Annotated in this window: 30 protein-coding genes; 27 read left to right on the top strand and 3 right to left on the bottom strand. The window is 66.7% G+C overall.

The window, feature by feature from the left end; genetic code table 11:
* Nucleotides 1-116: 116 nt before the first annotated feature.
* Entirely contained in the window at nucleotides 117-833 is a 717-nt protein-coding gene (locus ACFWBQ_RS28990; protein ID WP_385501905.1) for a Crp/Fnr family transcriptional regulator, read from the bottom strand.
* A 462-nt stretch (nucleotides 834-1,295) separates the two neighbouring features.
* On the opposite strand from ACFWBQ_RS28990, the gene rpsL reads away from it, so the two are divergent.
* The 4 genes from rpsL (at nucleotide 1,296) to tuf (ending at nucleotide 5,660) form a co-directional block, all read left to right on the top strand.
* Nucleotides 1,296-1,667 (top strand): 30S ribosomal protein S12, encoded by a 372-nt coding sequence (gene rpsL, locus ACFWBQ_RS28985; RefSeq protein WP_003948652.1) that lies wholly within the window; start codon nucleotides 1,296-1,298, stop codon nucleotides 1,665-1,667.
* A gap of 2 nt (nucleotides 1,668-1,669) precedes the next feature.
* Entirely contained in the window at nucleotides 1,670-2,140 is a 471-nt protein-coding gene (gene rpsG, locus ACFWBQ_RS28980; protein WP_014047773.1) for a 30S ribosomal protein S7, read from the top strand.
* Nucleotides 2,141-2,178: 38 nt separating this feature from the next.
* Nucleotides 2,179-4,308 (top strand): elongation factor G, encoded by a 2,130-nt coding sequence (fusA, locus tag ACFWBQ_RS28975; protein WP_385501903.1) that lies wholly within the window; start codon nucleotides 2,179-2,181, stop codon nucleotides 4,306-4,308.
* Nucleotides 4,309-4,466: 158 nt separating this feature from the next.
* Entirely contained in the window at nucleotides 4,467-5,660 is a 1,194-nt protein-coding gene (gene tuf / locus ACFWBQ_RS28970) for an elongation factor Tu (protein ID WP_385501899.1), read from the top strand.
* A gap of 471 nt (nucleotides 5,661-6,131) precedes the next feature.
* Here the strand turns inward: tuf and ACFWBQ_RS28965 are convergent, their stop codons facing one another.
* Both ACFWBQ_RS28965 and ACFWBQ_RS28960 read right to left on the bottom strand, forming a co-directional pair.
* Nucleotides 6,132-8,150, bottom strand: a complete 2,019-nt coding sequence (locus ACFWBQ_RS28965) for a PIG-L family deacetylase (RefSeq protein WP_385502041.1) — start codon at nucleotides 8,148-8,150, stop codon at nucleotides 6,132-6,134.
* A 179-nt stretch (nucleotides 8,151-8,329) separates the two neighbouring features.
* Entirely contained in the window at nucleotides 8,330-8,788 is a 459-nt protein-coding gene (locus tag ACFWBQ_RS28960; RefSeq protein ID WP_385501895.1) for a GNAT family N-acetyltransferase, read from the bottom strand.
* Nucleotides 8,789-9,235: 447 nt separating this feature from the next.
* Here ACFWBQ_RS28960 and rpsJ point away from each other — a divergent pair, with 447 nt between their 5' ends.
* The 23 genes from rpsJ (at nucleotide 9,236) to ACFWBQ_RS28845 (ending at nucleotide 21,133) form a co-directional block, all read left to right on the top strand.
* A complete protein-coding gene (gene rpsJ / locus ACFWBQ_RS28955; RefSeq protein WP_003948644.1) occupies nucleotides 9,236-9,544 on the top strand; it encodes a 30S ribosomal protein S10 in 309 nt (102 codons plus the stop codon).
* A 14-nt stretch (nucleotides 9,545-9,558) separates the two neighbouring features.
* On the top strand, nucleotides 9,559-10,203 hold the full coding sequence (gene rplC / locus ACFWBQ_RS28950) for a 50S ribosomal protein L3 (RefSeq protein ID WP_328905321.1): 645 nt from the start codon (nucleotides 9,559-9,561) through the stop codon (nucleotides 10,201-10,203).
* Nucleotides 10,204-10,207: 4 nt separating this feature from the next.
* A complete protein-coding gene (gene rplD / locus ACFWBQ_RS28945) occupies nucleotides 10,208-10,858 on the top strand; it encodes a 50S ribosomal protein L4 (protein WP_056796592.1) in 651 nt (216 codons plus the stop codon).
* Nucleotides 10,858-11,196: a 50S ribosomal protein L23 gene (gene rplW, locus ACFWBQ_RS28940; protein ID WP_031096361.1), complete on the top strand. Its 339-nt coding sequence runs from the start codon at nucleotides 10,858-10,860 to the stop codon at nucleotides 11,194-11,196. Before rplD ends, rplW begins: the two co-directional genes overlap by 1 nt.
* A 39-nt stretch (nucleotides 11,197-11,235) precedes the next feature.
* Nucleotides 11,236-12,072 (top strand): 50S ribosomal protein L2, encoded by an 837-nt coding sequence (rplB, locus tag ACFWBQ_RS28935; RefSeq protein WP_385501883.1) that lies wholly within the window; start codon nucleotides 11,236-11,238, stop codon nucleotides 12,070-12,072.
* Between the two features lie 12 nt (nucleotides 12,073-12,084).
* Nucleotides 12,085-12,366: a 30S ribosomal protein S19 gene (gene rpsS / locus ACFWBQ_RS28930; protein WP_023539342.1), complete on the top strand. Its 282-nt coding sequence runs from the start codon at nucleotides 12,085-12,087 to the stop codon at nucleotides 12,364-12,366.
* A gap of 45 nt (nucleotides 12,367-12,411) precedes the next feature.
* On the top strand, nucleotides 12,412-12,759 hold the full coding sequence (gene rplV / locus ACFWBQ_RS28925) for a 50S ribosomal protein L22 (RefSeq protein ID WP_026290933.1): 348 nt from the start codon (nucleotides 12,412-12,414) through the stop codon (nucleotides 12,757-12,759).
* The gene (rpsC, locus tag ACFWBQ_RS28920; protein ID WP_385501876.1) at nucleotides 12,759-13,598 is read left to right on the top strand and encodes a 30S ribosomal protein S3; all 840 of its coding nucleotides are present in this window, start codon (nucleotides 12,759-12,761) and stop codon (nucleotides 13,596-13,598) included. The genes rplV and rpsC overlap by 1 nt, the downstream gene beginning before the upstream one ends.
* Nucleotides 13,599-13,603: 5 nt before the next feature.
* Nucleotides 13,604-14,023: a 50S ribosomal protein L16 gene (gene rplP, locus ACFWBQ_RS28915; protein WP_014047785.1), complete on the top strand. Its 420-nt coding sequence runs from the start codon at nucleotides 13,604-13,606 to the stop codon at nucleotides 14,021-14,023.
* Nucleotides 14,023-14,247, top strand: a complete 225-nt coding sequence (gene rpmC, locus ACFWBQ_RS28910; RefSeq protein ID WP_124716937.1) for a 50S ribosomal protein L29 — start codon at nucleotides 14,023-14,025, stop codon at nucleotides 14,245-14,247. The genes rplP and rpmC overlap by 1 nt, the downstream gene beginning before the upstream one ends.
* On the top strand, nucleotides 14,247-14,531 hold the full coding sequence (gene rpsQ / locus ACFWBQ_RS28905) for a 30S ribosomal protein S17 (RefSeq protein ID WP_073718385.1): 285 nt from the start codon (nucleotides 14,247-14,249) through the stop codon (nucleotides 14,529-14,531). The genes rpmC and rpsQ overlap by 1 nt, the downstream gene beginning before the upstream one ends.
* A 100-nt stretch (nucleotides 14,532-14,631) precedes the next feature.
* The gene (gene rplN, locus ACFWBQ_RS28900) at nucleotides 14,632-15,000 is read left to right on the top strand and encodes a 50S ribosomal protein L14 (protein WP_003966950.1); all 369 of its coding nucleotides are present in this window, start codon (nucleotides 14,632-14,634) and stop codon (nucleotides 14,998-15,000) included.
* 2 nt (nucleotides 15,001-15,002) lie between these two features.
* Nucleotides 15,003-15,326 (top strand): 50S ribosomal protein L24, encoded by a 324-nt coding sequence (rplX, locus tag ACFWBQ_RS28895; RefSeq protein WP_056796587.1) that lies wholly within the window; start codon nucleotides 15,003-15,005, stop codon nucleotides 15,324-15,326.
* Nucleotides 15,326-15,883 carry a 50S ribosomal protein L5 gene (rplE, locus tag ACFWBQ_RS28890; RefSeq protein ID WP_014047789.1) on the top strand — a complete coding sequence of 186 codons (558 nt, stop codon included), beginning with the start codon at nucleotides 15,326-15,328 and terminating at the stop codon, nucleotides 15,881-15,883. Before rplX ends, rplE begins: the two co-directional genes overlap by 1 nt.
* 2 nt (nucleotides 15,884-15,885) lie before the next feature.
* Nucleotides 15,886-16,071 (top strand): type Z 30S ribosomal protein S14, encoded by a 186-nt coding sequence (locus ACFWBQ_RS28885; RefSeq protein WP_003948630.1) that lies wholly within the window; start codon nucleotides 15,886-15,888, stop codon nucleotides 16,069-16,071.
* Nucleotides 16,072-16,294: 223 nt separating this feature from the next.
* Entirely contained in the window at nucleotides 16,295-16,693 is a 399-nt protein-coding gene (gene rpsH, locus ACFWBQ_RS28880) for a 30S ribosomal protein S8 (RefSeq protein WP_028439249.1), read from the top strand.
* A 21-nt stretch (nucleotides 16,694-16,714) separates the two neighbouring features.
* Nucleotides 16,715-17,254, top strand: a complete 540-nt coding sequence (gene rplF / locus ACFWBQ_RS28875; RefSeq protein WP_385501852.1) for a 50S ribosomal protein L6 — start codon at nucleotides 16,715-16,717, stop codon at nucleotides 17,252-17,254.
* A 3-nt stretch (nucleotides 17,255-17,257) separates the two neighbouring features.
* Entirely contained in the window at nucleotides 17,258-17,641 is a 384-nt protein-coding gene (rplR, locus tag ACFWBQ_RS28870; protein WP_328905327.1) for a 50S ribosomal protein L18, read from the top strand.
* A 47-nt stretch (nucleotides 17,642-17,688) separates the two neighbouring features.
* Nucleotides 17,689-18,291 (top strand): 30S ribosomal protein S5, encoded by a 603-nt coding sequence (rpsE, locus tag ACFWBQ_RS28865; protein ID WP_385501844.1) that lies wholly within the window; start codon nucleotides 17,689-17,691, stop codon nucleotides 18,289-18,291.
* A complete protein-coding gene (rpmD, locus tag ACFWBQ_RS28860; RefSeq protein ID WP_018550611.1) occupies nucleotides 18,291-18,473 on the top strand; it encodes a 50S ribosomal protein L30 in 183 nt (60 codons plus the stop codon). The genes rpsE and rpmD overlap by 1 nt, the downstream gene beginning before the upstream one ends.
* A gap of 1 nt (nucleotide 18,474) precedes the next feature.
* Complete coding sequence (rplO, locus tag ACFWBQ_RS28855) at nucleotides 18,475-18,930, top strand: 50S ribosomal protein L15 (protein ID WP_385501834.1); 456 nt, start codon at nucleotides 18,475-18,477, stop codon at nucleotides 18,928-18,930.
* Between the two features lie 224 nt (nucleotides 18,931-19,154).
* Nucleotides 19,155-20,474, top strand: a complete 1,320-nt coding sequence (gene secY, locus ACFWBQ_RS28850; protein WP_385501831.1) for a preprotein translocase subunit SecY — start codon at nucleotides 19,155-19,157, stop codon at nucleotides 20,472-20,474.
* Nucleotides 20,474-21,133 carry an adenylate kinase gene (locus tag ACFWBQ_RS28845; RefSeq protein WP_385501828.1) on the top strand — a complete coding sequence of 220 codons (660 nt, stop codon included), beginning with the start codon at nucleotides 20,474-20,476 and terminating at the stop codon, nucleotides 21,131-21,133. The genes secY and ACFWBQ_RS28845 overlap by 1 nt, the downstream gene beginning before the upstream one ends.
* The last annotated feature ends 153 nt before the right edge of the window (nucleotides 21,134-21,286 follow it).

Here is a 21,286-nt window from a genome sequence, read left to right as displayed (position 1 = left end):
GCCCGGGAGCCGGCCGGGAGCCGGCCGGGAGCCGGCCGGGAGCCGCCCGGGAGCCGGCCGGGAGCCGCCCGGGAGCCGGCCGGGAGCCGCCCGGGAGCCGGCCGGTGCGGGCGAGGTCAGCCCGCGGGCTCCTGGGCCCGGGCTATCTGGCGCAGGACGTCCGGCCGCAGGATCAGCAGGCTCCGCCGGCCGGTCGACACCACCTGCCGGGCGCGCAGGTCCCTGAGCAGCCGCTGCACCATCTCCCGGGACGCCCCGACGGAGCCGGCGAGCTCCTGTTTGCTCAGCGGCACGGCGAGCTCGATGCCCTCCTGGGTGCGTACGCCGTGGGTGCGGGCCAGATCGAGGAGCAGTACGGCGAACCGCTCCCGCACGGTCAGCGAGGCGAACTCCAGCCGTCGGCGGTCGGCGGCCCTGGTGCGGTCGGAGGTCAGCCCGAGCAGGGTGAAGGACGCGGCGGGGGACCGGGACAGGTACTCCTTGAAGAGGTCGTGCTCCACGGCCACCGCCTCCACCGGCTCCAGCGCGGTGACGGTGGCCGATCTCGCGCGGCCGGTCAGGGCCGACGACTCGCCGACGATGTCACCGGGGCCACGCAGGGCCAGGAGCGCCTCGTAGCCGTTCGCGGCGGAGGCGGTGACCTTGGTCCAGCCCGCGGTGACCAGCAGGACGTGGGAGGACGGTTCCTGCTGGTGGATGAGCGCGGACCTCGTCCCGAAGCGGAGCACGCTGCCGAGTGCGAGGAGTGCGGTGCGGTCCTCCCGTTCCAGCCTGGCGAGAAAGGGAACGCGGTCGTCCAGCCCGTGGCCCCCCGGCGGTTCCAGCATGGTCATCGTGCCCCCCTGCGCATCACGCGCTGACTGTCCCGTCCCGGCGCGGACGGCCCTGTCCCCGGCCCCGGTACCCGTCCCGCTGTCGGGTGGCGGCTCCGGTGGCCCGCCCGTCGACGCAGCGGGCAGGTCAAACTACTGGCAGTGAGCGCCGCGCGCGGGGAGAAAGCCGGTTTTGGCCCGGAGCGTCTCGCCGTGGCGTCCCCCGCGCACTGCGGGCCGCGCGCTCCGGGGCATTTGTTTTGACCGCAGTCCGTGAGGTAGGTACGCTCAAGCCTTGTGCCTGGGGTGTGCCTGGGCTCGGGTGCGTGTCCTCAACCGCATGGCGAGTCCGTAAGTGGCCACCGCAATCTGCGCTCCTTCTGCCTCAGGGCAGGAGCTTGCAGTATTCGACACACCCGACCGCGTGGGTCGGCGAGTGTTCCAGGTTAGTTTCACCGACGGCACACAGAAACCGGAGAAGTAGTGCCTACGATTCAGCAGCTGGTCCGGAAGGGCCGGCAGGACAAGGTCGAGAAGAACAAGACGCCCGCGCTCGAGGGTTCGCCCCAGCGTCGCGGCGTCTGCACGCGTGTGTTCACGACCACCCCGAAGAAGCCGAACTCGGCACTCCGTAAGGTCGCGCGTGTGCGTCTGACCTCCGGTATCGAGGTCACGGCCTACATCCCGGGTGAGGGACACAACCTGCAGGAGCACTCCATCGTGCTCGTGCGTGGCGGCCGTGTGAAGGACCTGCCGGGTGTTCGTTACAAGATCATCCGCGGCTCCCTTGACACCCAGGGTGTCAAGAACCGCAAGCAGGCCCGCAGCCGCTACGGCGCCAAGAAGGAGAAGTAAGAATGCCTCGTAAGGGCCCCGCCCCGAAGCGCCCGGTCATCATCGACCCGGTCTATGGTTCTCCTCTTGTCACCTCGCTGATCAACAAGATCCTGCTCAACGGCAAGCGTTCCACCGCCGAGCGGATCGTGTACGGCGCCATGGAAGGCCTCCGCGAGAAGACCGGCGCTGACCCGGTCATCACGCTGAAGCGCGCGCTTGAGAACGTCAAGCCCTCGCTCGAGGTCAAGTCCCGCCGTGTCGGTGGCGCCACCTACCAGGTGCCGATCGAGGTCAAGCCCGGTCGTGCCGCCACCCTCGCTCTGCGCTGGGTCGTCGGTTACTCCCGCGCACGCCGCGAGAAGACCATGACCGAGCGCCTCATGAACGAGCTGCTCGACGCCTCCAACGGTCTTGGCGCAGCTGTCAAGAAGCGCGAGGACACCCACAAGATGGCCGAGTCCAACAAGGCCTTCGCGCACTACCGCTGGTAGTCGCTTACCCCATCGAGACCGAGAGAAGATTGAGCCTTATGGCCACCACTTCGCTTGACCTGGCCAAGGTCCGCAACATTGGGATCATGGCCCACATCGACGCGGGCAAGACGACCACCACCGAGCGGATCCTCTTCTACACCGGCGTTTCGTACAAGATCGGTGAAGTCCACGACGGCGCAGCCACGATGGACTGGATGGAGCAGGAGCAGGAGCGCGGCATCACGATCACGTCCGCCGCGACGACCTGCCACTGGCCGCTCAATGAGGTTGATCACACGATCAACATCATTGACACCCCGGGTCACGTCGACTTCACCGTCGAGGTGGAGCGTTCGCTCCGCGTCCTCGACGGTGCCGTCACCGTGTTCGACGGTGTGGCGGGCGTCGAGCCGCAGTCCGAGACTGTCTGGCGTCAGGCGGACCGCTACGGCGTGCCGCGTATCTGCTTCGTCAACAAGCTCGACCGCACCGGCGCCGAGTTCCACCGCTGCGTCGACATGATCGTGGACCGCCTCGGTGCGGTTCCGCTGGTCATGCAGCTTCCCATCGGCGCCGAAGCCGACTTCAAGGGCGTCGTCGACCTCGTGACGATGAAGGCCTTTGTCTGGTCGGACGAGGCCGCCAAGGGTGAGATGTACGACACCGTCGACATCCCGGACACCCACGTCGAGGCGGCCGAGGAGTGGCGCGGCAAGCTGCTCGAGGCCGTCTCCGAGAACGACGACCAGATGATGGAGCTGTACCTCGAGGGCGTCGAGCCCTCCGTGGACCAGCTCTACGCGGCGATCCGCCGTATCACCCTGGCGTCGAAGGGTACGGCCGACTCCGTCACCGTCACCCCGGTGTTCTGTGGCACGGCGTTCAAGAACAAGGGCGTCCAGCCCCTGCTCGACGCGGTCGTCCGCTACCTGCCTTCCCCCCTGGACGTCGAGGCCATCGAAGGCCACGACGTCAAGGACCCCGAGGTTGTTGTCAAGCGCAGGCCTTCGGACGACGAGCCGTTCTCCGGCCTGGCGTTCAAGATCGCGAGCGACCCGCACCTCGGCAAGCTCACCTTCGTCCGGATCTACTCCGGTCGCCTCGAGGCCGGCACCGCGGTGCTGAACTCGGTCAAGGGCAAGAAGGAGCGCATCGGCAAGATCTACCGTATGCACGCGAACAAGCGTGAGGAGATCGCGTCGGTGGGCGCCGGTGACATCGTCGCCGTCATGGGCCTGAAGCAGACCACCACCGGTGAGACGCTGTGTGACGACAAGAAGCCGGTCATCCTGGAGTCCATGGACTTCCCGGCACCGGTCATTCAGGTCGCCATCGAGCCCAAGTCCAAGGGTGACCAGGAGAAGCTGGGTGTCGCCATCCAGCGCCTCTCGGAGGAGGACCCCTCCTTCCAGGTGCACTCCGACGAGGAGACCGGCCAGACCATCATCGGTGGTATGGGCGAGCTTCACCTCGAGGTGCTCGTCGACCGCATGAAGCGCGAGTTCCGCGTCGAGGCGAACGTCGGCAAGCCCCAGGTCGCGTACCGCGAGACGATCCGCAAGACCGTCGAGCGCATCGACTATGTGCACAAGAAGCAGACTGGTGGTACCGGCCAGTTCGCGAAGGTGCAGATCGCGATGGAGCCCATCGAGGGCGGCGACGCGTCGTACGAGTTCGTCAACAAGGTCACCGGTGGCCGCATCCCCCGTGAGTACATCCCCTCGGTGGACGCGGGCGCGCAGGAGGCCATGAAGTTCGGCATCCTGGCCGGTTACGAGATGGTCGGTGTTCGCATCACCCTTCTCGACGGCGGTTACCACGAGGTCGACTCCTCGGAGCTCGCCTTCAAGATCGCCGGTTCGCAGGCGTTCAAGGAGGGTGCCCGCAGGGCGTCACCCGTGCTCCTCGAGCCGATGATGGCCGTCGAGGTCACCACGCCCGAGGACTACATGGGCGATGTCATCGGCGACCTCAACTCCCGCCGTGGCCAGATTCAGGCCATGGAGGAGCGCAGCGGCGCTCGCGTCGTGAAGGGCCTCGTGCCCCTCTCGGAGATGTTCGGCTACGTCGGAGACCTCCGCAGCAAGACCTCGGGTCGCGCAAGCTACTCGATGCAGTTCGACTCCTACGCCGAGGTTCCGCGGAACGTCGCCGAGGAGATCATCGCGAAGGCCAAGGGCGAGTAACTCTTCCGAGTCCACGCTTTAGGCTTATCACCGGAGCCTGGCCGGGCATTCGTCGCAGCGCGTAAGCAATGCGGCGAATGCCCCCGGCACCGGCATCCCAGCAAAGATCACCTGGCGCCGATGAAGCAAGGCGTACAGAACCACTCAGGAGGACCCCAGTGGCGAAGGCAAAGTTCGAGCGGACTAAGCCGCACGTCAACATCGGCACCATCGGTCACATCGACCACGGTAAGACGACCCTCACGGCCGCCATTACCAAGGTGCTGCACGACGCGTTCCCGGACCTGAACGAGGCCTCGGCCTTCGACCAGATCGACAAGGCTCCCGAAGAGCGCCAGCGCGGTATCACGATCTCGATCGCGCACGTCGAGTACCAGACGGAGTCGCGTCACTACGCGCACGTCGACTGCCCGGGTCACGCCGACTACATCAAGAACATGATCACGGGTGCGGCGCAGATGGACGGCGCCATCCTCGTGGTCGCGGCCACCGACGGCCCGATGCCGCAGACCAAGGAGCACGTGCTCCTGGCCCGCCAGGTCGGCGTTCCGTACATCGTTGTCGCGCTGAACAAGGCCGACATGGTGGACGACGAGGAGATCCTGGAGCTCGTCGAGCTCGAGGTCCGTGAGCTCCTCTCCGAGTACGAGTTCCCGGGCGACGACCTTCCGGTCGTCAAGGTCTCGGCGCTCAAGGCGCTCGAGGGTGACAAGGAGTGGGGCCAGACCGTCCTCGACCTGATGAAGGCCGTCGACGAGTCCATCCCGCAGCCCGAGCGTGACGTCGAGAAGCCGTTCCTCATGCCCATCGAGGACGTCTTCACGATCACCGGTCGCGGTACGGTCGTCACCGGCCGCATCGAGCGTGGTGTCCTGAAGGTCAACGAGACCGTCGACATCGTCGGTATCAAGACCGAGAAGACCACCACCACGGTCACCGGCATCGAGATGTTCCGCAAGCTGCTCGACGAGGGCCAGGCCGGTGAGAACGTCGGTCTGCTTCTTCGTGGCATCAAGCGCGAGGACGTCGAGCGCGGCCAGGTCATCATCAAGCCGGGTTCGGTCACGCCGCACACCGAGTTCGAGGCGCAGTCCTACATCCTGTCGAAGGACGAGGGTGGCCGTCACACCCCGTTCTTCAACAACTACCGCCCGCAGTTCTACTTCCGTACCACGGACGTAACGGGCGTTGTGACCCTTCCCGAGGGCACCGAGATGGTCATGCCGGGTGACAACACCCTCATGAACGTCTCGCTGATCCAGCCCGTCGCCATGGAAGAGGGCCTCAAGTTCGCCATCCGTGAGGGTGGCCGGACCGTCGGCGCCGGCCAGGTCACCAAGATCCTCAAGTAATTACTTGATCGTCTGACCTGGTAGCTCCGCACAGAGCACCAGAAGGGCCCCGTACCTCTCGCGAGAGAGGTACGGGGCCCTTCGCCGTACGCGGGGCGTTTTCGGCCGTGGTCCGCCGGTCGCCTGCCGACGCGACGCCGTCCTGGAGGGCGCCCGCCGTCATCGGCCGCCCGGGCCGCGGCCGGTGCGCCGGTGCGCCGGAACGGTGACGCGGACGCCCGGCACCCCCGGCCGGGCAGCGGCAGTCCGTGGGCAGCAGCAGTCCGTGGGCACCGGCGTGTCCATGGAGGACGGGAGAACCATTGCGCCACTACAGGCTGACGCCACTGCTCTTCTTCGTTCCCTTCATGGCCGTCAGCGGACCCTGGCGGGCGCCGCCAGGGAGATCCGCGTCGGCCTGATCCGCAGGAGGGCGGAGCGGGCACCCGAACCGAGCGGCTGAGCCGTCGCGTTCGTGGCGTCGCGTTCGGCCTACGGACGCCAGAGCCAGGGCAGCGCGTCCGTGCCCAGCCCCGCCACGGTCGGCCGCCCGTCCTCCCCGAGGTGGAGCGCGGCCCCGTCCAGTGCCACGACCCCGCGCGACCGTACGAAGAGCGCCTCGGCCGTACGGAGCTGGACCCGGCCCTTTGCAGTCCGGCCGAGCAGCACGGGGCCGCGCGGGGAGGCCGCGGCGGTGACCGGGCCGTACCCGTCGAAGCCGGGCAGCACCGCCGCAGCTCCCGCGCGGACTGCGGTCAACGCGGGACCGGCCTCGGCGCGGTAGTACAGCTCCACGGACCCGTCCACGGCGGGCAGCGCGGCAGGGGACGTGCCGGGCACCGGGCCGGCGTCGATCTGCGTGCGGGCGGTCAGGCCGTGACCGGGACCGTCCTGCGTCCAGTGGTGCAGCGCATGATGCCCGGCCCCGTACACATGGACCCGGCCGGCACCGTCCACCGCGGGGACGAACCCGTCCTGGACCTCGCCGCCGCCCATGTCCTGCCAGCCGCCCCACCGGCCGTCCCTCTCGCGCACCCGGGTGCTGAGACCCTTCTCCGCGTTGCGTACGAAGAGGTGGACGCGCCCGTCCGGTGCGGTGACGGCCACCGGTACGCCGATGCGGCGTCCCTCGTCGTGGCCGGGTGAGGGATTGCCGAGGCCGCGCCAGGCGCGGAAGCCGCCGTCGCCGGCCCGCTGCTCCAGCAGTACGATCTCGCGCTCGTTGTCGCCGCCGTGGCCGGAGAGTGCCGCGAACCTGAGCCCGAACAGCAGCAGTTCGCCGCCGTACGTGGTGGCGCTGCCCAGTACGGGCGCGAGCGGTCCGCCTCCGAGGTCCTGCGGGGCGTCCCAGACGCCGCTGTCCGCCTCGGTCTCACGCCATCGCACCACCCGCAGGCCCAGCACCCCGTACGCGCAGAGCCGTCCGTCCGGGCCGGAGGCCAGGACCGTGCGGGTGCCCGGGTAGCGGTGGTGGGTGGAGCGGACCCAGCCCTTGCGGTTGGTCAGGGGCCGGTCGCCGCCCACGTTGTAGTCCCCGCACCCGGACGGATTGCCGCACTCCCAGTCCGGGGACCCGCCGTACGGGACGAGGTGGCCGGCCTTCTCGGCCAGCACACCGGCCGGCAGGTTCTTGGGCCAGTGCCGGTTGTAGTAGCCGCGGAACGAGGTGACGGCGAAGCCGGGCACGGACCCGCCGCCCGCGGTCGACCTGGCCGCCCAGCGGATCATCGCCGCCCAGGCGAAGCAGCCGGCAGCCGTGTGGTCGGCATGGTCGGAGTAACCGCGCTGCTCGCTGTCCCGGCGGCGGACCGCCTCGGTGCTGTGCTGGATGTCCGGGTCGGGGTCCAGGGTGTGGACGACGGTCGGCCGGTACCGCTCCAGCAGCCCCGCGAGTACGTCGATGAGACTCTCGTACGTATACGAACCGGCTCTGCGCAGCGGTGAGCCGGCGGCGACGACGGTGCGCAGCACCAGGTGACGGTCCCGCCAGAGACTCGGCAGCCCGAGACGGCCGTGCGAGGTGTGCATGGCGGTGTTGAGGAAGATCAGTTCGACCCGGCGCGCACCGTTGGCGAGCACGTTGATCTCGGCCCGGTGGCGGCCCTGCAGAGTGACGACGGACCGTTGCCAGGGGGTGAACCTCCCGAGCCCGAGCAGGGTCGCGTACGCCTGCCGGAGGCCCTGGTGGCGCGAGGAGGAGTACGCGGCCCTGTCCGGGGCCGGCCGCGCGGTGCCGGGGACCTTGTTGACGCCGTCGGCCTCGCCCGCCGTGAGATAGACGCAGACCAGGGGTGTCCCGGCGTCGAGCATCTCCCGGGTGTCCGGGTTCATGAAGTACAGGTCGTCGTCCGGATGGGCGAGGATCTGCATGAGCAGGGCCCGCCGCGAACTGCTGATCATGAAGCCCGGGGCAGGGTTCGGCGTGGGGTTCCGGCGCCGTGGGGCCGGTACGGAACAGGCGCTGAGGGCGGCCGCGGAGGTGGCCGCCAGCAGGGTGGTGCGCCGGGGCACCCCTCGTGTGGGCAGGGCAGGTCGATCCGTCACGCCGCGCACTCCGTCCGCTTCCGCTTCCCCCGCAGCGGACGCCTGGGCGGTCCTGTGCTGCGTACGACCAACTCGGTGCAGGTCAGGCTGGTCGGCCCGCTCCTGCGAGGGGGTAGACGGAGATGGGTGCGGGTAGGTTGCCCGGCTCAGGTCCTGGGTGCGCGGACCATGAAGACGTCGACGGGGTCCTCGTCCTCCAGGACGAAGCCGTGGCGCTCGTACAGACGTCTCGCCGCACTGCCCTGGAGCACGTTCAGTCGGACTTCGGTGCCCTCGGCGTCCGTGCGGGCCAGGAGCCCGCGCAGGACGGCGGAGCCGAGACCCCGGCCCTGGTGGGCGGGGGAGAGGTAGAAGTGCTCCAGCCGGTGTCCGCCCCGGTGCGGGCTCAGGGCGACGCAGCCGGCGAAGGTTCCCTCGGCCAGGACGACCGAGGTGTGCTCGGCGGAGAAGCCGTCCCGAAGCCGCTGCCGTACGCGATGTTCGTCGTAGCGGCCCAGACGCTCCAGATCGGGGCGCATCACGGCCGCCCGGAGCTCCACGATCGTCTCGACGTCCCGCAGGTCAGCGGGGCGCAGCGTCCAGGTAGGGCATGTGTTCGTATCCACCGGGGGAGTTTCGCAGCAGGGGTGCGCGGGCTCGGCGGCGGCCCGGAGCGTGCCCGCGTTTGACCATTCGACCACGGGGGGTAAGATCCTCCGCCCGATTGGCCAGGCCTGCGACCCGTATGGCACACTAGCCAGGTTGCTCGGTTGAGTGTCAATGCTGCGCGCCTCCCGCCGGGAGGACCGGAAGCGAGTCCCACAGTACTCGTCGACCCCCTGCGGGTCGGACGTACGGGAATCTTTCGGGAAGTTCAGCAGGGCGCAGACCAGGCACCCGGTGGGTGTTTTGCCCCCGGCCGCGAGGTCTCAGGCCCGCACCCCCTTGGTTGGGAAATCCTTCGGGAGATCTTCGTAGAGGGGATGCGACACGCCCGACCGCGTGGGTCGGAGGTGGAGTCAGTAGAACTCCCGGGTTCCAGAGCGTTATGAGAGACAGGACTACTAGTAGCCATGGCGGGACAGAAGATCCGCATCCGGCTCAAGGCCTACGACCACGAGGTCATCGACTCCTCGGCGAAGAAGATCGTCGAGACGGTGACCCGCACTGGTGCGTCGGTCGCAGGCCCGGTGCCGCTGCCCACTGAGAAGAACGTGTACTGCGTCATCAAGTCGCCGCACAAGTACAAGGACTCTCGCGAGCACTTCGAGATGCGCACGCACAAGCGCCTCATCGACATTCTCGACCCCACGCCGAAGACGGTTGACTCGCTGATGCGCCTCGACCTGCCGGCTGGCGTCGACATCGAGATCAAGCTCTGAGGGGACGGGCCGAGATGAGCAAGAACATCAAGGGCGTCCTGGGCGAGAAGCTCGGCATGACCCAGGTCTGGGACGAGAACAACCGGGTTGTCCCGGTGACCGTCGTCAAGGCCGGTCCGTGCGTCGTGACGCAGGTCCGCACCAACGACAGCGACGGCTACGAGTCGGTCCAGATCGCCTTCGGCGAGATCGACCCGCGCAAGGTGAACAAGCCCCTCAAGGGCCACTTCGCCAAGGCCGACGTGACCCCGCGCCGCCACCTGGTGGAGCTCCGCACCCCTGACTCCAGCGAGTACACGCTGGGCCAGGAGATCACTGCCGAGGTGTTCGAGTCCGGCGTCAAGGTTGACGTCACGGGCAAGAGCAAGGGCAAGGGCTTCGCCGGTGTCATGAAGCGTCACAACTTCAAGGGCCTCGGCGCCGGCCACGGCGTCCAGCGCAAGCACCGTTCCCCCGGTTCGATCGGTGGCTGCGCCACCCCTGGGCGTGTCTTCAAGGGCATGCGCATGGCCGGCCGGATGGGCAACGAGCGCGTCACCACCCAGAACCTGACCATCCACGCGGTTGACGCGGAGAAGGGTCTGCTCCTCATCAAGGGCGCAGTCCCCGGTCCGAACGGCGGCCTCGTCCTGGTCCGTACCGCGGCCAAGGGGGCTTGAGGTAATGAGCACCATTGACATCCTTTCGCCGGCAGGCGACAAGGCCGGTACCGTCGAGCTCCCCGCGGAGATCTTCGACGCGAAGACCAGCGTTCCGCTGATCCACCAGGTCGTTGTCGCACAGCTGGCAGCTGCCCGTCAGGGCACGCACTCGACCAAGCGCCGCGGTGAAGTCCGCGGTGGTGGCCGCAAGCCTTACCGCCAGAAGGGCACCGGCCGCGCCCGCCAGGGCTCGACCCGCGCGCCGCAGTTCGCGGGCGGTGGCGTCGTCCACGGCCCGAAGCCGCGTGACTACTCGCAGCGCACCCCGAAGAAGATGAAGGCCGCCGCCCTGCGCGGTGCCCTCTCCGACCGGGCGCGTCACTCCCGCATCCACGTCGTCACCGGCGTGGTCGAGGGTGGAGTTTCCACGAAGGCCGCCAAGACGCTGTTCGGCAAGATCTCGGAGCGCAGCAACCTGCTCCTGGTCGTCGACCGCGCCGACGAGGCCGCGTGGCTGTCCGCACGCAACCTGCCCCAGGTGCACATCCTGGAGCCGGGCCAGCTGAACACGTACGACGTGATCGTCTCTGACGACGTGGTCTTCACTCAGGCCGCTTTCGAGTCCTTCGTGTCTGGCCCCCAGACCGCTGAGACCGAAGGGAGCGACGCCTGATGAGCGAGGCGACCGTTACCAGCTCGACCATCACGAGCAAGACCTACTCGGACCCGCGCGACGTTCTCGTCAAGCCGGTTGTGTCCGAGAAGAGCTACGCGCTGCTCGACGAGAACAAGTACACGTTCATCGTCGCGCCGGGTTCCAACAAGACCCAGATCAAGCAGGCCGTGGAAGCGGTCTTCTCGGTCAAGGTCACCGGGGTCAACACGATCAACCGGCAGGGCAAGCGCAAGCGGACCAAGACCGGCTTCGGCAAGCGTGCTGACACCAAGCGCGCCATCGTGACCCTCGCCGAGGGCGACCGGATCGACATCTTCGGCGGCCCGACCTCCTGACGGAGGTCGAGTCGTCCGGAATCGGACGAGGACTGAGAAATGGGTATCCGCAAGTACAAGCCGACGACCCCGGGCCGTCGTGGCTCCAGCGTCGCCGACTTTGTCGAGATCACGCGGTCCACGCCGGAGAAGTCGCTGGTCCGCCCCCTGCACAGCAAGGGCGGCCGTAACAACGCCGGTCGGATCACTGTTCGCCACCAGGGTGGCGGACACAAGCGCGCCTACCGCGTGATCGACTTCCGTCGTCACGACAAGGACGGCGTGCCGGCCAAGGTCGCGCACATCGAGTACGACCCGAACCGCACCGCGCGCATCGCGCTGCTGCACTACGCGGACGGCGAGAAGCGTTACATCGTCGCCCCCCGTGGCCTGTCGCAGGGTGACCGCGTCGAGAACGGTCCGGCTGCAGACATCAAGCCGGGCAACAACCTGGCGCTGCGCAACATCCCGGTCGGTACGACCATCCACGCCATCGAGCTGCGGCCCGGCGGCGGCGCGAAGTTCGCCCGTTCCGCGGGTGCCTCCGTGCAGCTGCTGGCGAAGGAGGGCACGATGGCCCACCTTCGTATGCCTTCCGGTGAGATCCGGCTGGTCGACGCCCGCTGCCGCGCCACCATCGGTGAGGTCGGCAACGCCGAGCAGTCGAACATCAACTGGGGCAAGGCCGGTCGCATGCGCTGGAAGGGCGTACGCCCGTCCGTCCGCGGTGTTGCGATGAACCCGGTTGACCACCCGCACGGTGGTGGTGAAGGCAAGACCTCCGGTGGACGTCACCCGGTCTCGCCGTGGGGTCAGAAGGAGGGTCGTACTCGCTCGCCGAAGAAGGCATCGAGCAAGTACATCGTCCGCCGCCGCAAGACGAACAAGAAGCGCTAGGAGCGGGTTTAGATGCCGCGCAGTCTCAAGAAGGGGCCCTTCGTCGACGGCCACCTCATCAAGAAGGTGGACGTACAGAACGAAGCTGGCACCAAGAACGTCATCAAGACCTGGTCCCGTCGCTCGATGATCATCCCGGCCATGCTGGGTCACACCATCGCGGTGCACAACGGCAAGATCCACGTCCCGGTGTTCGTCACCGAGTCGATGGTCGGCCACAAGCTCGGCGAGTTCTCGCCGACTCGCACCTTCCGCGGCCACGTCAAGGACGACCGGAAGTCGAAGCGCCGCTAGCGCGGGGTGGAAACGACTATGACGACTCACACTGAAGGGACAACCATGGAAGCCAGGGCCCAGGCGCGGTACATCCGCGTCACGCCCATGAAGGCCCGCCGAGTGGTGGACCTCATCCGTGGCATGGATGCCACGGAGGCTCAGGCGGTCCTGCGTTTCGCCCCGCAGGCCGCGAGCGTGCCGGTTGGCAAGGTGCTCGACAGCGCCATCGCCAACGCTGCACACAACTACGACCACCCTGACGCCTCTTCGCTGGTCATCAGCGAGGCGTACGTGGACGAGGGCCCGACCCTGAAGCGGTTCCGTCCGCGTGCTCAGGGCCGTGCTTACCGGATCCGTAAGCGGACCAGCCACATCACCGTGGTCGTCAGCAGCAAGGAAGGAACCCGGTAATGGGCCAGAAGGTTAACCCGCATGGGTTCCGGCTCGGCATTACCACGGACTTCAAGTCCCGTTGGTACGCCGACAAGCTGTACGCGGACTACGTCAAGGAAGACGTTGCCATTCGTCGCATGATGACGAAGGGCATGGAGCGTGCCGGTATCTCGAAGGTTGAGATCGAGCGCACCCGCGACCGCGTCCGTGTTGACATCCACACCGCCCGCCCGGGCATCGTCATCGGTCGCCGTGGCGCCGAGGCCGACCGCATCCGTGGCGAGCTGGAGAAGCTGACCGGCAAGCAGGTCCAGCTGAACATCCTCGAGGTCAAGAACCCCGAGGTGGACGCTCAGCTGGTGGCTCAGGCCGTCGCCGAGCAGCTCTCCTCCCGCGTCTCCTTCCGTCGTGCCATGCGTAAGAGCATGCAGAGCACGATGAAGGCCGGCGCCAAGGGCATCAAGATCCAGTGCGGTGGCCGCCTCGGCGGCGCCGAGATGTCCCGCTCGGAGTTCTACCGCGAGGGCCGCGTGCCCCTGCACACCCTCCGTGCGAACGTGGATTACGGCTTCTTCGAGGCCAAGACGACCTTCGGCCGCATCGGCGTGAAGGTCTGGATCTACAAGGGCGACGTCAAGAACATCGCCGAGGTTCGCGCCGAGAACGCCGCGGCCCGCGCCGGTAACCGTCCGGCTCGTGGCGGCGCTGACCGTCCGGCTGGCCGCGGTGGCCGCAGTGGCGGCGAGCGTGGCGGCCGCGGCCGCAAGCCGCAGCAGTCCGCGCCGGCAGCAGAGGCCCCCAAGGCCGACGCTCCCGCCGCCGCTGCTCCGGCTGAGAGCACCGGAACGGAGGCCTGACCGAAATGCTGATCCCCCGTAGGGTCAAGCACCGCAAGCAGCACCACCCGAAGCGCAGCGGTATGTCCAAGGGTGGCACGCAGGTTGCGTTCGGCGAGTACGGCATCCAGGCGCTGACTCCGGCGTACGTGACGAACCGCCAGATCGAGGCAGCTCGTATCGCGATGACCCGCCACATCAAGCGTGGCGGCAAGGTCTGGATCAACATTTATCCGGACCGTCCCCTGACGAAGAAGCCTGCCGAGACCCGCATGGGTTCCGGTAAGGGTTCTCCCGAGTGGTGGATCGCGAACGTCAAGCCGGGTCGGGTGATGTTCGAGCTGTCCTACCCGAACGAGAAGATTGCTCGTGAGGCGCTTACCCGCGCTGCTCACAAGCTTCCGATGAAGTGCCGGATCGTTCGGCGCGAGGCAGGTGAGTCGTGATGTCGGCCGGTACCAAGGCGTCCGAGCTGCGCGAGCTGGGCGGCGAGGAGCTTCTCAACAAGCTCCGCGAGGCCAAGGAAGAGCTGTTCAATCTCCGCTTCCAGGCGGCGACCGGACAGCTCGAGAACCACGGTCGGCTCAAGTCCGTCCGTAAGGACATCGCCCGGATCTACACCCTGATGCGCGAGCGCGAGCTGGGCATCGAGACGGTGGAGAGCGCCTGATGAGCGAGAAGACTGTGACTGAGACGAACACCGACCGCGGCTTCCGCAAGACCCGTGAGGGTCTCGTCGTCAGCGACAAGATGGACAAGACTGTCGTCGTCGCTGTCGAGGACCGCGTGAAGCACGCGCTGTACGGCAAGGTCATCCGCCGTACGAACAAGCTCAAGGCCCACGACGAGCAGAACGCTGCAGGCGTCGGCGACCGCGTCATCATCATGGAGACGCGTCCGCTGTCCGCTTCGAAGCGCTGGCGCATCGTCGAGATCCTCGAGAAGGCCAAGTAATTCCTGAAGGGCACCCCCCTCAGGCAAGTTCCGCCAGGCTCGGCGAGGGCTCCTTCACCGGAGCCCCCGCCGGGAACCGGCAGACGATCAGGAGATAGACGTGATCCAGCAGGAGTCGCGACTGCGCGTCGCCGACAACACGGGTGCGAAGGAAATTCTCACCATCCGTGTTCTCGGTGGCTCGGGTCGCCGCTACGCGGGCATCGGTGACGTCATCGTCGCCACCGTCAAGGACGCGATCCCCGGTGGCAACGTGAAGAAGGGTGACGTCGTCAAGGCCGTCATCGTTCGCACCGTCAAGGAGCGTCGTCGTCAGGATGGCTCGTACATCCGCTTCGACGAGAACGCCGCTGTCATTCTCAAGAACGACGGCGACCCCCGCGGCACCCGTATCTTCGGCCCGGTGGGCCGAGAGCTGCGCGAGAAGAAGTTCATGAAGATCATCTCGCTCGCGCCGGAGGTGCTGTAAGCATGAAGATCAAGAAGGGCGACCTGGTTCAGGTCATCACCGGTAAGGACAAGGGCAAGCAGGGCAAGGTCATTGTGGCCTATCCCACGCAGGACCGTGTTCTCGTCGAGGGTGTCAACCGGGTCAAGAAGCACACCAAGGCCGGTCAGACGGCTCGCGGCTCGCAGACGGGTGGCATTGTCACCACCGAGGCCCCGATTCACGTCAGCAACGTTCAGCTGGTCGTGGAGAAGGACGGTAACAAGGTCGTCACCCGCGTCGGCTACCGCTTTGACGACGAGGGCAAGAAGATCCGCGTTGCCAAGCGGACCGGTGAGGACATCTGATGACGACCACCACTGCGCCGCGTCTCAAGACGCGCTACCGCGAGGAAATCGCCGGCAAGCTGCGTGAGGAGTTCTCGTACGAGAACGTCATGCAGGTCCCCGGTCTGGTCAAGATCGTGGTCAACATGGGTGTGGGCGACGCCGCCCGCGACTCCAAGCTGATCGACGGTGCCGTCAGGGACCTCACCACGATCACCGGCCAGAAGCCGGCCGTCACCAAGGCCCGCAAGTCGATCGCGCAGTTCAAGCTGCGCGAGGGGCAGCCGATCGGCTGCCACGTCACCCTTCGTGGTGACCGCATGTGGGAGTTCCTGGACCGTACGCTGTCGCTCGCGCTTCCGCGTATCCGTGACTTCCGCGGCCTGTCGCCGAAGCAGTTCGACGGCCGTGGCAACTACACCTTCGGTCTCACGGAGCAGGTCATGTTCCACGAGATCGACCAGGACAAGATCGACCGGGTCCGGGGCATGGACATCACCGTGGTCACCACGGCGACCAACGACGACGAGGGTCGTGCCCTGCTTCGTCACCTCGGCTTCCCGTTCAAGGAGAACTGACCGTGGCGAAGAAGGCTCTGATCGCTAAGGCCGCCCGTAAGCCGAAGTTCGGCGTGCGCGGGTACACCCGCTGCCAGCGCTGCGGCCGGCCCCACTCCGTCTACCGCAAGTTCGGCCTGTGCCGCGTGTGCCTTCGTGAGATGGCTCACCGTGGCGAGCTGCCGGGCGTGACCAAGAGCTCCTGGTAATTCTCCTTCGCCCTTTGGGCGTTGGGAGGACCAGAAAGCTCTCGGTAAGTATCTGGTCGGCAGGAGCCCGTCTCTTCATGCCGTAGGCTTGAAGGGTTGGGCGCCTGCCGCCCTGACCGACTTACTACGCCGTAGGTCCCCGCACCGCACCCGTCCCGCCACTGAGTGGGGAGAGGGATGGCGCATACAGGAAACCCCGGCGAGAGAGGCCGAAGGCCAACTCATGACCATGACTGATCCGATCGCAGACATGCTCACGCGTCTGCGTAACGCGAACTCGGCGTATCACGACGATGTCGCAATGCCGCACAGCAAGATCAAGTCGCACATCGCGGAGATCCTCCAGCAGGAGGGCTTCATCACCGGCTGGAAGGTCGAGGACGCCGAGGTTGGCAAGAACCTCGTCCTCGAGCTGAAGTTCGGGCCCAACCGCGAGCGTTCGATTGCCGGCATCAAGCGCATTTCGAAGCCGGGTCTGCGTGTATACGCAAAGTCCACCAACCTGCCGAAGGTTCTCGGCGGCCTGGGCGTGGCGATCATCTCCACGTCCCACGGTCTCCTGACCGGCCAGCAGGCCAGCAAGAAGGGCGTAGGTGGGGAAGTCCTCGCCTACGTCTGGTAGTCGGGAACGGAGGAATAGCTCATGTCGCGAATCGGCAAGCTCCCCATCCAGGTTCCCGCCGGTGTGGACGTCACCATCGATGGCCGCACGGTCGCAGTGAAGGGCCCCAAGGGTTCCCTCTCGCACACCGTTGCCGCGCCGATCGAGGTCACCAAGGGTGAGGACGGCGTGCTCAACGTCGTCCGCCCTAACGACGAGCGTCAGAACAAGGCCCTTCACGGCCTGTCCCGCACGCTGGTGGCGAACATGATCACCGGCGTGACCGCGGGATACAGCAAGGCGCTCGAGATCAGCGGTGTCGGTTACCGAGTTCAGGCGAAGGGCTCCAATCTGGAGTTCGCCCTGGGCTACAGCCACCCGATCCTCATCGAGGCCCCTGCGGGCATCACCTTCAAGGTCGAGTCGCCCACGAAGTTCACTGTCGAGGGCATCGACAAGCAGAAGGTCGGCGAGGTCTCCGCGAAGATCCGCAAGCTGCGGAAGCCCGACCCGTACAAGGCCAAGGGCGTCAAGTACGCCGGCGAGGTTATCCGCCGCAAGGTCGGAAAGGCGGGTAAGTAAGCCATGGCATACGGTGTAAAGATCGCCAAGGGTGACGCCTACAAGCGTGCCGCCCTCAAGCGCCGCCACATCCGCGTCCGCAAGCACATCTCCGGTTCGCCGGAGCGGCCGCGCCTGGTTGTGACGCGTTCCAACCGCCACATGGTCGCTCAGGTCATCGACGACGTCGCGGGCCACACGCTCGCCTCGGCATCGACCCTGGACGCCTCCATCCGTGGTGGCGAGGGTGACAAGAGCACCCTGGCCAAGCAGGTCGGGGCCCTGGTCGCCGAGCGCGCCAAGGCCGCAGGCGTCGAGGCCGTCGTGTTTGACCGCGGTGGCAACCAGTACGCCGGGCGGATTGCCGCTCTGGCTGACGCCGCCCGTGAAGCCGGGCTGAAGTTCTAAGCCCCGGTTCCTACGCACAGCGGACGTAACAGAGAGAGGTAAATCCAATGGCTGGACCCCAGCGCCGCGGAAGCGGTGCCGGTGGCGGCGAGCGGCGGGACCGGAAGGGCCGTGACGGCGGCGCCGCAGCCGAGAAGACCGCGTACGTCGAGCGTGTCGTCGCGATCAACCGCGTCGCCAAGGTCGTGAAGGGTGGTCGTCGCTTCAGCTTCACCGCGCTGGTCGTGGTGGGCGATGGTGACGGCAGCGTCGGTGTCGGTTACGGCAAGGCCAAGGAAGTTCCCGCGGCCATCGCCAAGGGCGTTGAAGAGGCCAAGAAGAGCTTCTTCAAGGTTCCGCGTATCCAGGGCACCATCCCTCACCCGATCCAGGGCGAGAAGGCTGCGGGCGTCGTTCTGCTCAAGCCTGCTTCCCCCGGTACCGGTGTGATCGCCGGTGGCCCGGTGCGCGCCGTTCTGGAGTGCGCCGGCGTTCACGACATCCTGTCGAAGTCGCTCGGTTCTTCGAACCCGATCAACATCGTGCATGCGACCGTGGCGGCCCTCAAGGGCCTGCAGCGTCCCGAGGAGATCGCGGCTCGCCGTGGTCTGCCCCTCGAGGACGTCGCCCCCGCGGCTCTGCTTCGTGCACGTGCGGGAGCGGGTGCGTAATGGCTCGCCTCAAGATCACGCAGACGAAGTCGTACATCGGCAGCAAGCAGAACCACCGCGACACGCTGCGTTCGCTCGGGCTCAAGCGCCTGCACGACGTAGTTGTCAAGGAGGACCGCCCCGAGTTCCGCGGAATGGTTCACACCGTCCGCCACCTCGTGACGGTTGAGGAGGTTGACTGACATGGCGGAGAACAGCCCGCTGAAGGCCCACAACCTCCGGCCTGCCCCGGGCGCCAAGACCGCCAAGACCCGTGTGGGTCGTGGCGAGGCGTCCAAGGGTAAGACCGCAGGCCGTGGTACCAAGGGTACGAAGGCTCGTTACCAGGTTCCGGAGCGCTTCGAGGGTGGCCAGATGCCCCTCCACATGCGTCTCCCGAAGCTCAAGGGCTTCAAGAACCCGTTCCGCACGGAGTACCAGGTCGTGAACCTGGACAAGCTCGCGACGCTCTACCCCGAGGGTGGAGAGGTCACGGTGGCCGATCTGGTCGCCAAGGGCGCTGTGCGCAACAACCACCTCGTCAAGGTCCTCGGACAGGGCGAGATCTCCGTGGCACTGCAGGTTTCGGTTGACGCCGTTTCCGGCTCCGCCAAGGAGAAGATCGGTGCCGCAGGCGGCACCGTCACCGAACTCGTCTGAGACAACACGGACAAGTCGGTGGTCTGAACATCCGACCGGGGATGCCTCTCATATGGGGCATCCCCGGTTGGTCGTTCCTAGGGGGGCATGTCCGCCGGTAAGGTGGCGTCCACTGTTGCTGTGGTACGTCCTGGGCAAACGTCCGGGAACCATTGACTGTTACCTAATCGTCGATCCTCAAGACCGTCACCTCTACGCATTGCGCGGGGGTCGCAGGAGGCACCGTGCTCACCGCGTTCGCCCGGGCGTTCAAGACGCCCGACCTGCGCAAGAAGCTGCTCTTCACGCTCGGCATCATCGTGCTCTACCGTCTCGGGGCGCACATTCCCGTTCCGGGGGTGAGCTACGAGAACGTCCAGATTTGTGTTGATCAGGCAAGCAAGGGCAATAACAGCCTCTTCGGCCTGGTGAACATGTTCAGCGGTGGTGCACTGCTGCAGATCACGATCTTCGCGCTCGGCATCATGCCGTACATCACGGCCAGCATCATTCTTCAGTTGCTGACCGTCGTCATCCCCCGGCTGGAAGCCCTCAAGAAGGAGGGACAGTCGGGCCAGGGCAAGATCACGCAGTACACGCGTTATCTGACCGTGGCGCTGGCGATCCTCCAGGGCACCGGCCTGGTGGCAACCGCCCGCAGTGGGGCACTGTTCAGCGGCTGCCCTGTCGCCGACCAGATCGTCCCCAACCAGTCGATCTTCACGACCGTCGTGATGGTGGTCACCATGACCGCGGGAACTGCCGCCGTCATGTGGCTCGGTGAGATCATCACCGACCGCGGCATCGGCAACGGCATGTCGATCCTGATGTTCATCTCGATCGCTGCCAGCTTCCCCGGCGCCCTGTGGGCCATCAAGGAGAGCGGCAAGCTCGCCGACGGCTGGATCGAATTCATCACAGTCATCCTGATCGGCTTCGTGATGGTCGGCCTCGTCGTCTTCGTCGAGCAGGCCCAGCGCCGGGTTCCGGTGCAGTACGCGAAGCGGATGATCGGCCGCCGGTCGTACGGTGGTACGTCCACCTACATCCCGTTGAAGGTGAACCAGGCGGGTGTGATTCCTGTCATCTTCGCCTCTTCGCTGCTCTACATCCCGGCTCTGATCGTCCAGTTCTCCAACTCCACTGCGGGCTGGGCTACCTGGATCCAGGACCACTTCGTCAAGGGCGACCACCCGTACTACATCGCGACGTACTTCCTGTTGATCGTGTTCTTCGCCTTCTTCTATGTGGCGATTTCGTTCAACCCCGAGGAAGTCGCCGACAACATGAAGAAGTATGGTGGCTTCATCCCGGGTATCCGGGCTGGTCGACCTACTGCCGAGTACCTGAGCTACGTGCTCAACAGGATTACTTGGCCGGGCTCGCTGTACCTGGGTCTGATCGCTCTGGTGCCGACGATGGCGTTGGCAGGCTTCGGCGGTGCGAACGCGAACTTCCCGTTCGGTGGGACAAGCATCCTGATCATCGTGGGTGTTGGTCTCGAAACCGTGAAGCAGATTGAGAGTCAGCTCCAGCAGCGCAATTACGAAGGGTTCCTCCGCTGATGCGAATCGTCCTCGTCGGGCCGCCCGGTGCCGGCAAGGGAACGCAGGCTGCGTACCTTGCCAAGAACCTGTCGATTCCGCACATCTCCACGGGCGACCTCTTCCGCGCCAACATCAGCCAGGGCACCGACCTTGGCAAGCAGGCCCGCGCCTACATGGACGCGGGACAGCTGGTGCCGGACGAAGTCACCATCGGAATGGCCAAGGACCGCATGTCCCAGCCGGACGCCGTGAACGGCTTCCTGCTCGACGGCTTCCCGCGCAACGTGGGGCAGGCCGAGGCGCTTGACGAGATGCTCAGGAGTGAGAGCGTCAAGCTGGACGCGGTTCTCGACCTGGAGGTCCCCGAGGACGAGGTGGTCAAGCGCATCGCGGGCCGCCGCATCTGCCGTAACGAGAGCGCTCACGTCTTTCACGTGACGTACAACCCGCCGAAGGCCAGCGGCGTCTGCGACGAGTGCGGCGGCGAGCTGTACCAGCGCGACGACGACAGCGAAGAGACGGTTCGTACGCGGCTCGAGGTCTACCACACGCAGACCGAGCCGATCATCGACTACTACAGGGCCCAGGGCCTGGTGGTCACGATCTCCGCGCTCGGCAAGGTCACCGATGTGACCGAGCGGGCCATGGAGGCTCTCAAGAGCTCCGACGAGGGCTGACGCCCCCGCGTTCCACTGCAGCCGGCCGCGGGGGCGCCGGGGGCCCCGGGCGCCCGGTTTGGGCCGGTAGGGGGGTTCGGCCCCCCCCCCCCCCCCCCAACAACCCCCCCGCCAGTCCAAACCCCCCCGCCAGGGCGAAGGCCACGCACTCCC

The sequence above is a fragment of the Streptomyces sp. NPDC060035 genome, from assembly GCF_042736635.1.
Taxonomy (GTDB): domain Bacteria; phylum Actinomycetota; class Actinomycetes; order Streptomycetales; family Streptomycetaceae; genus Streptomyces.
Note: the sequence above shows the minus strand (reverse complement) of the source record. Positions and strands in the feature narration are given on the sequence as shown.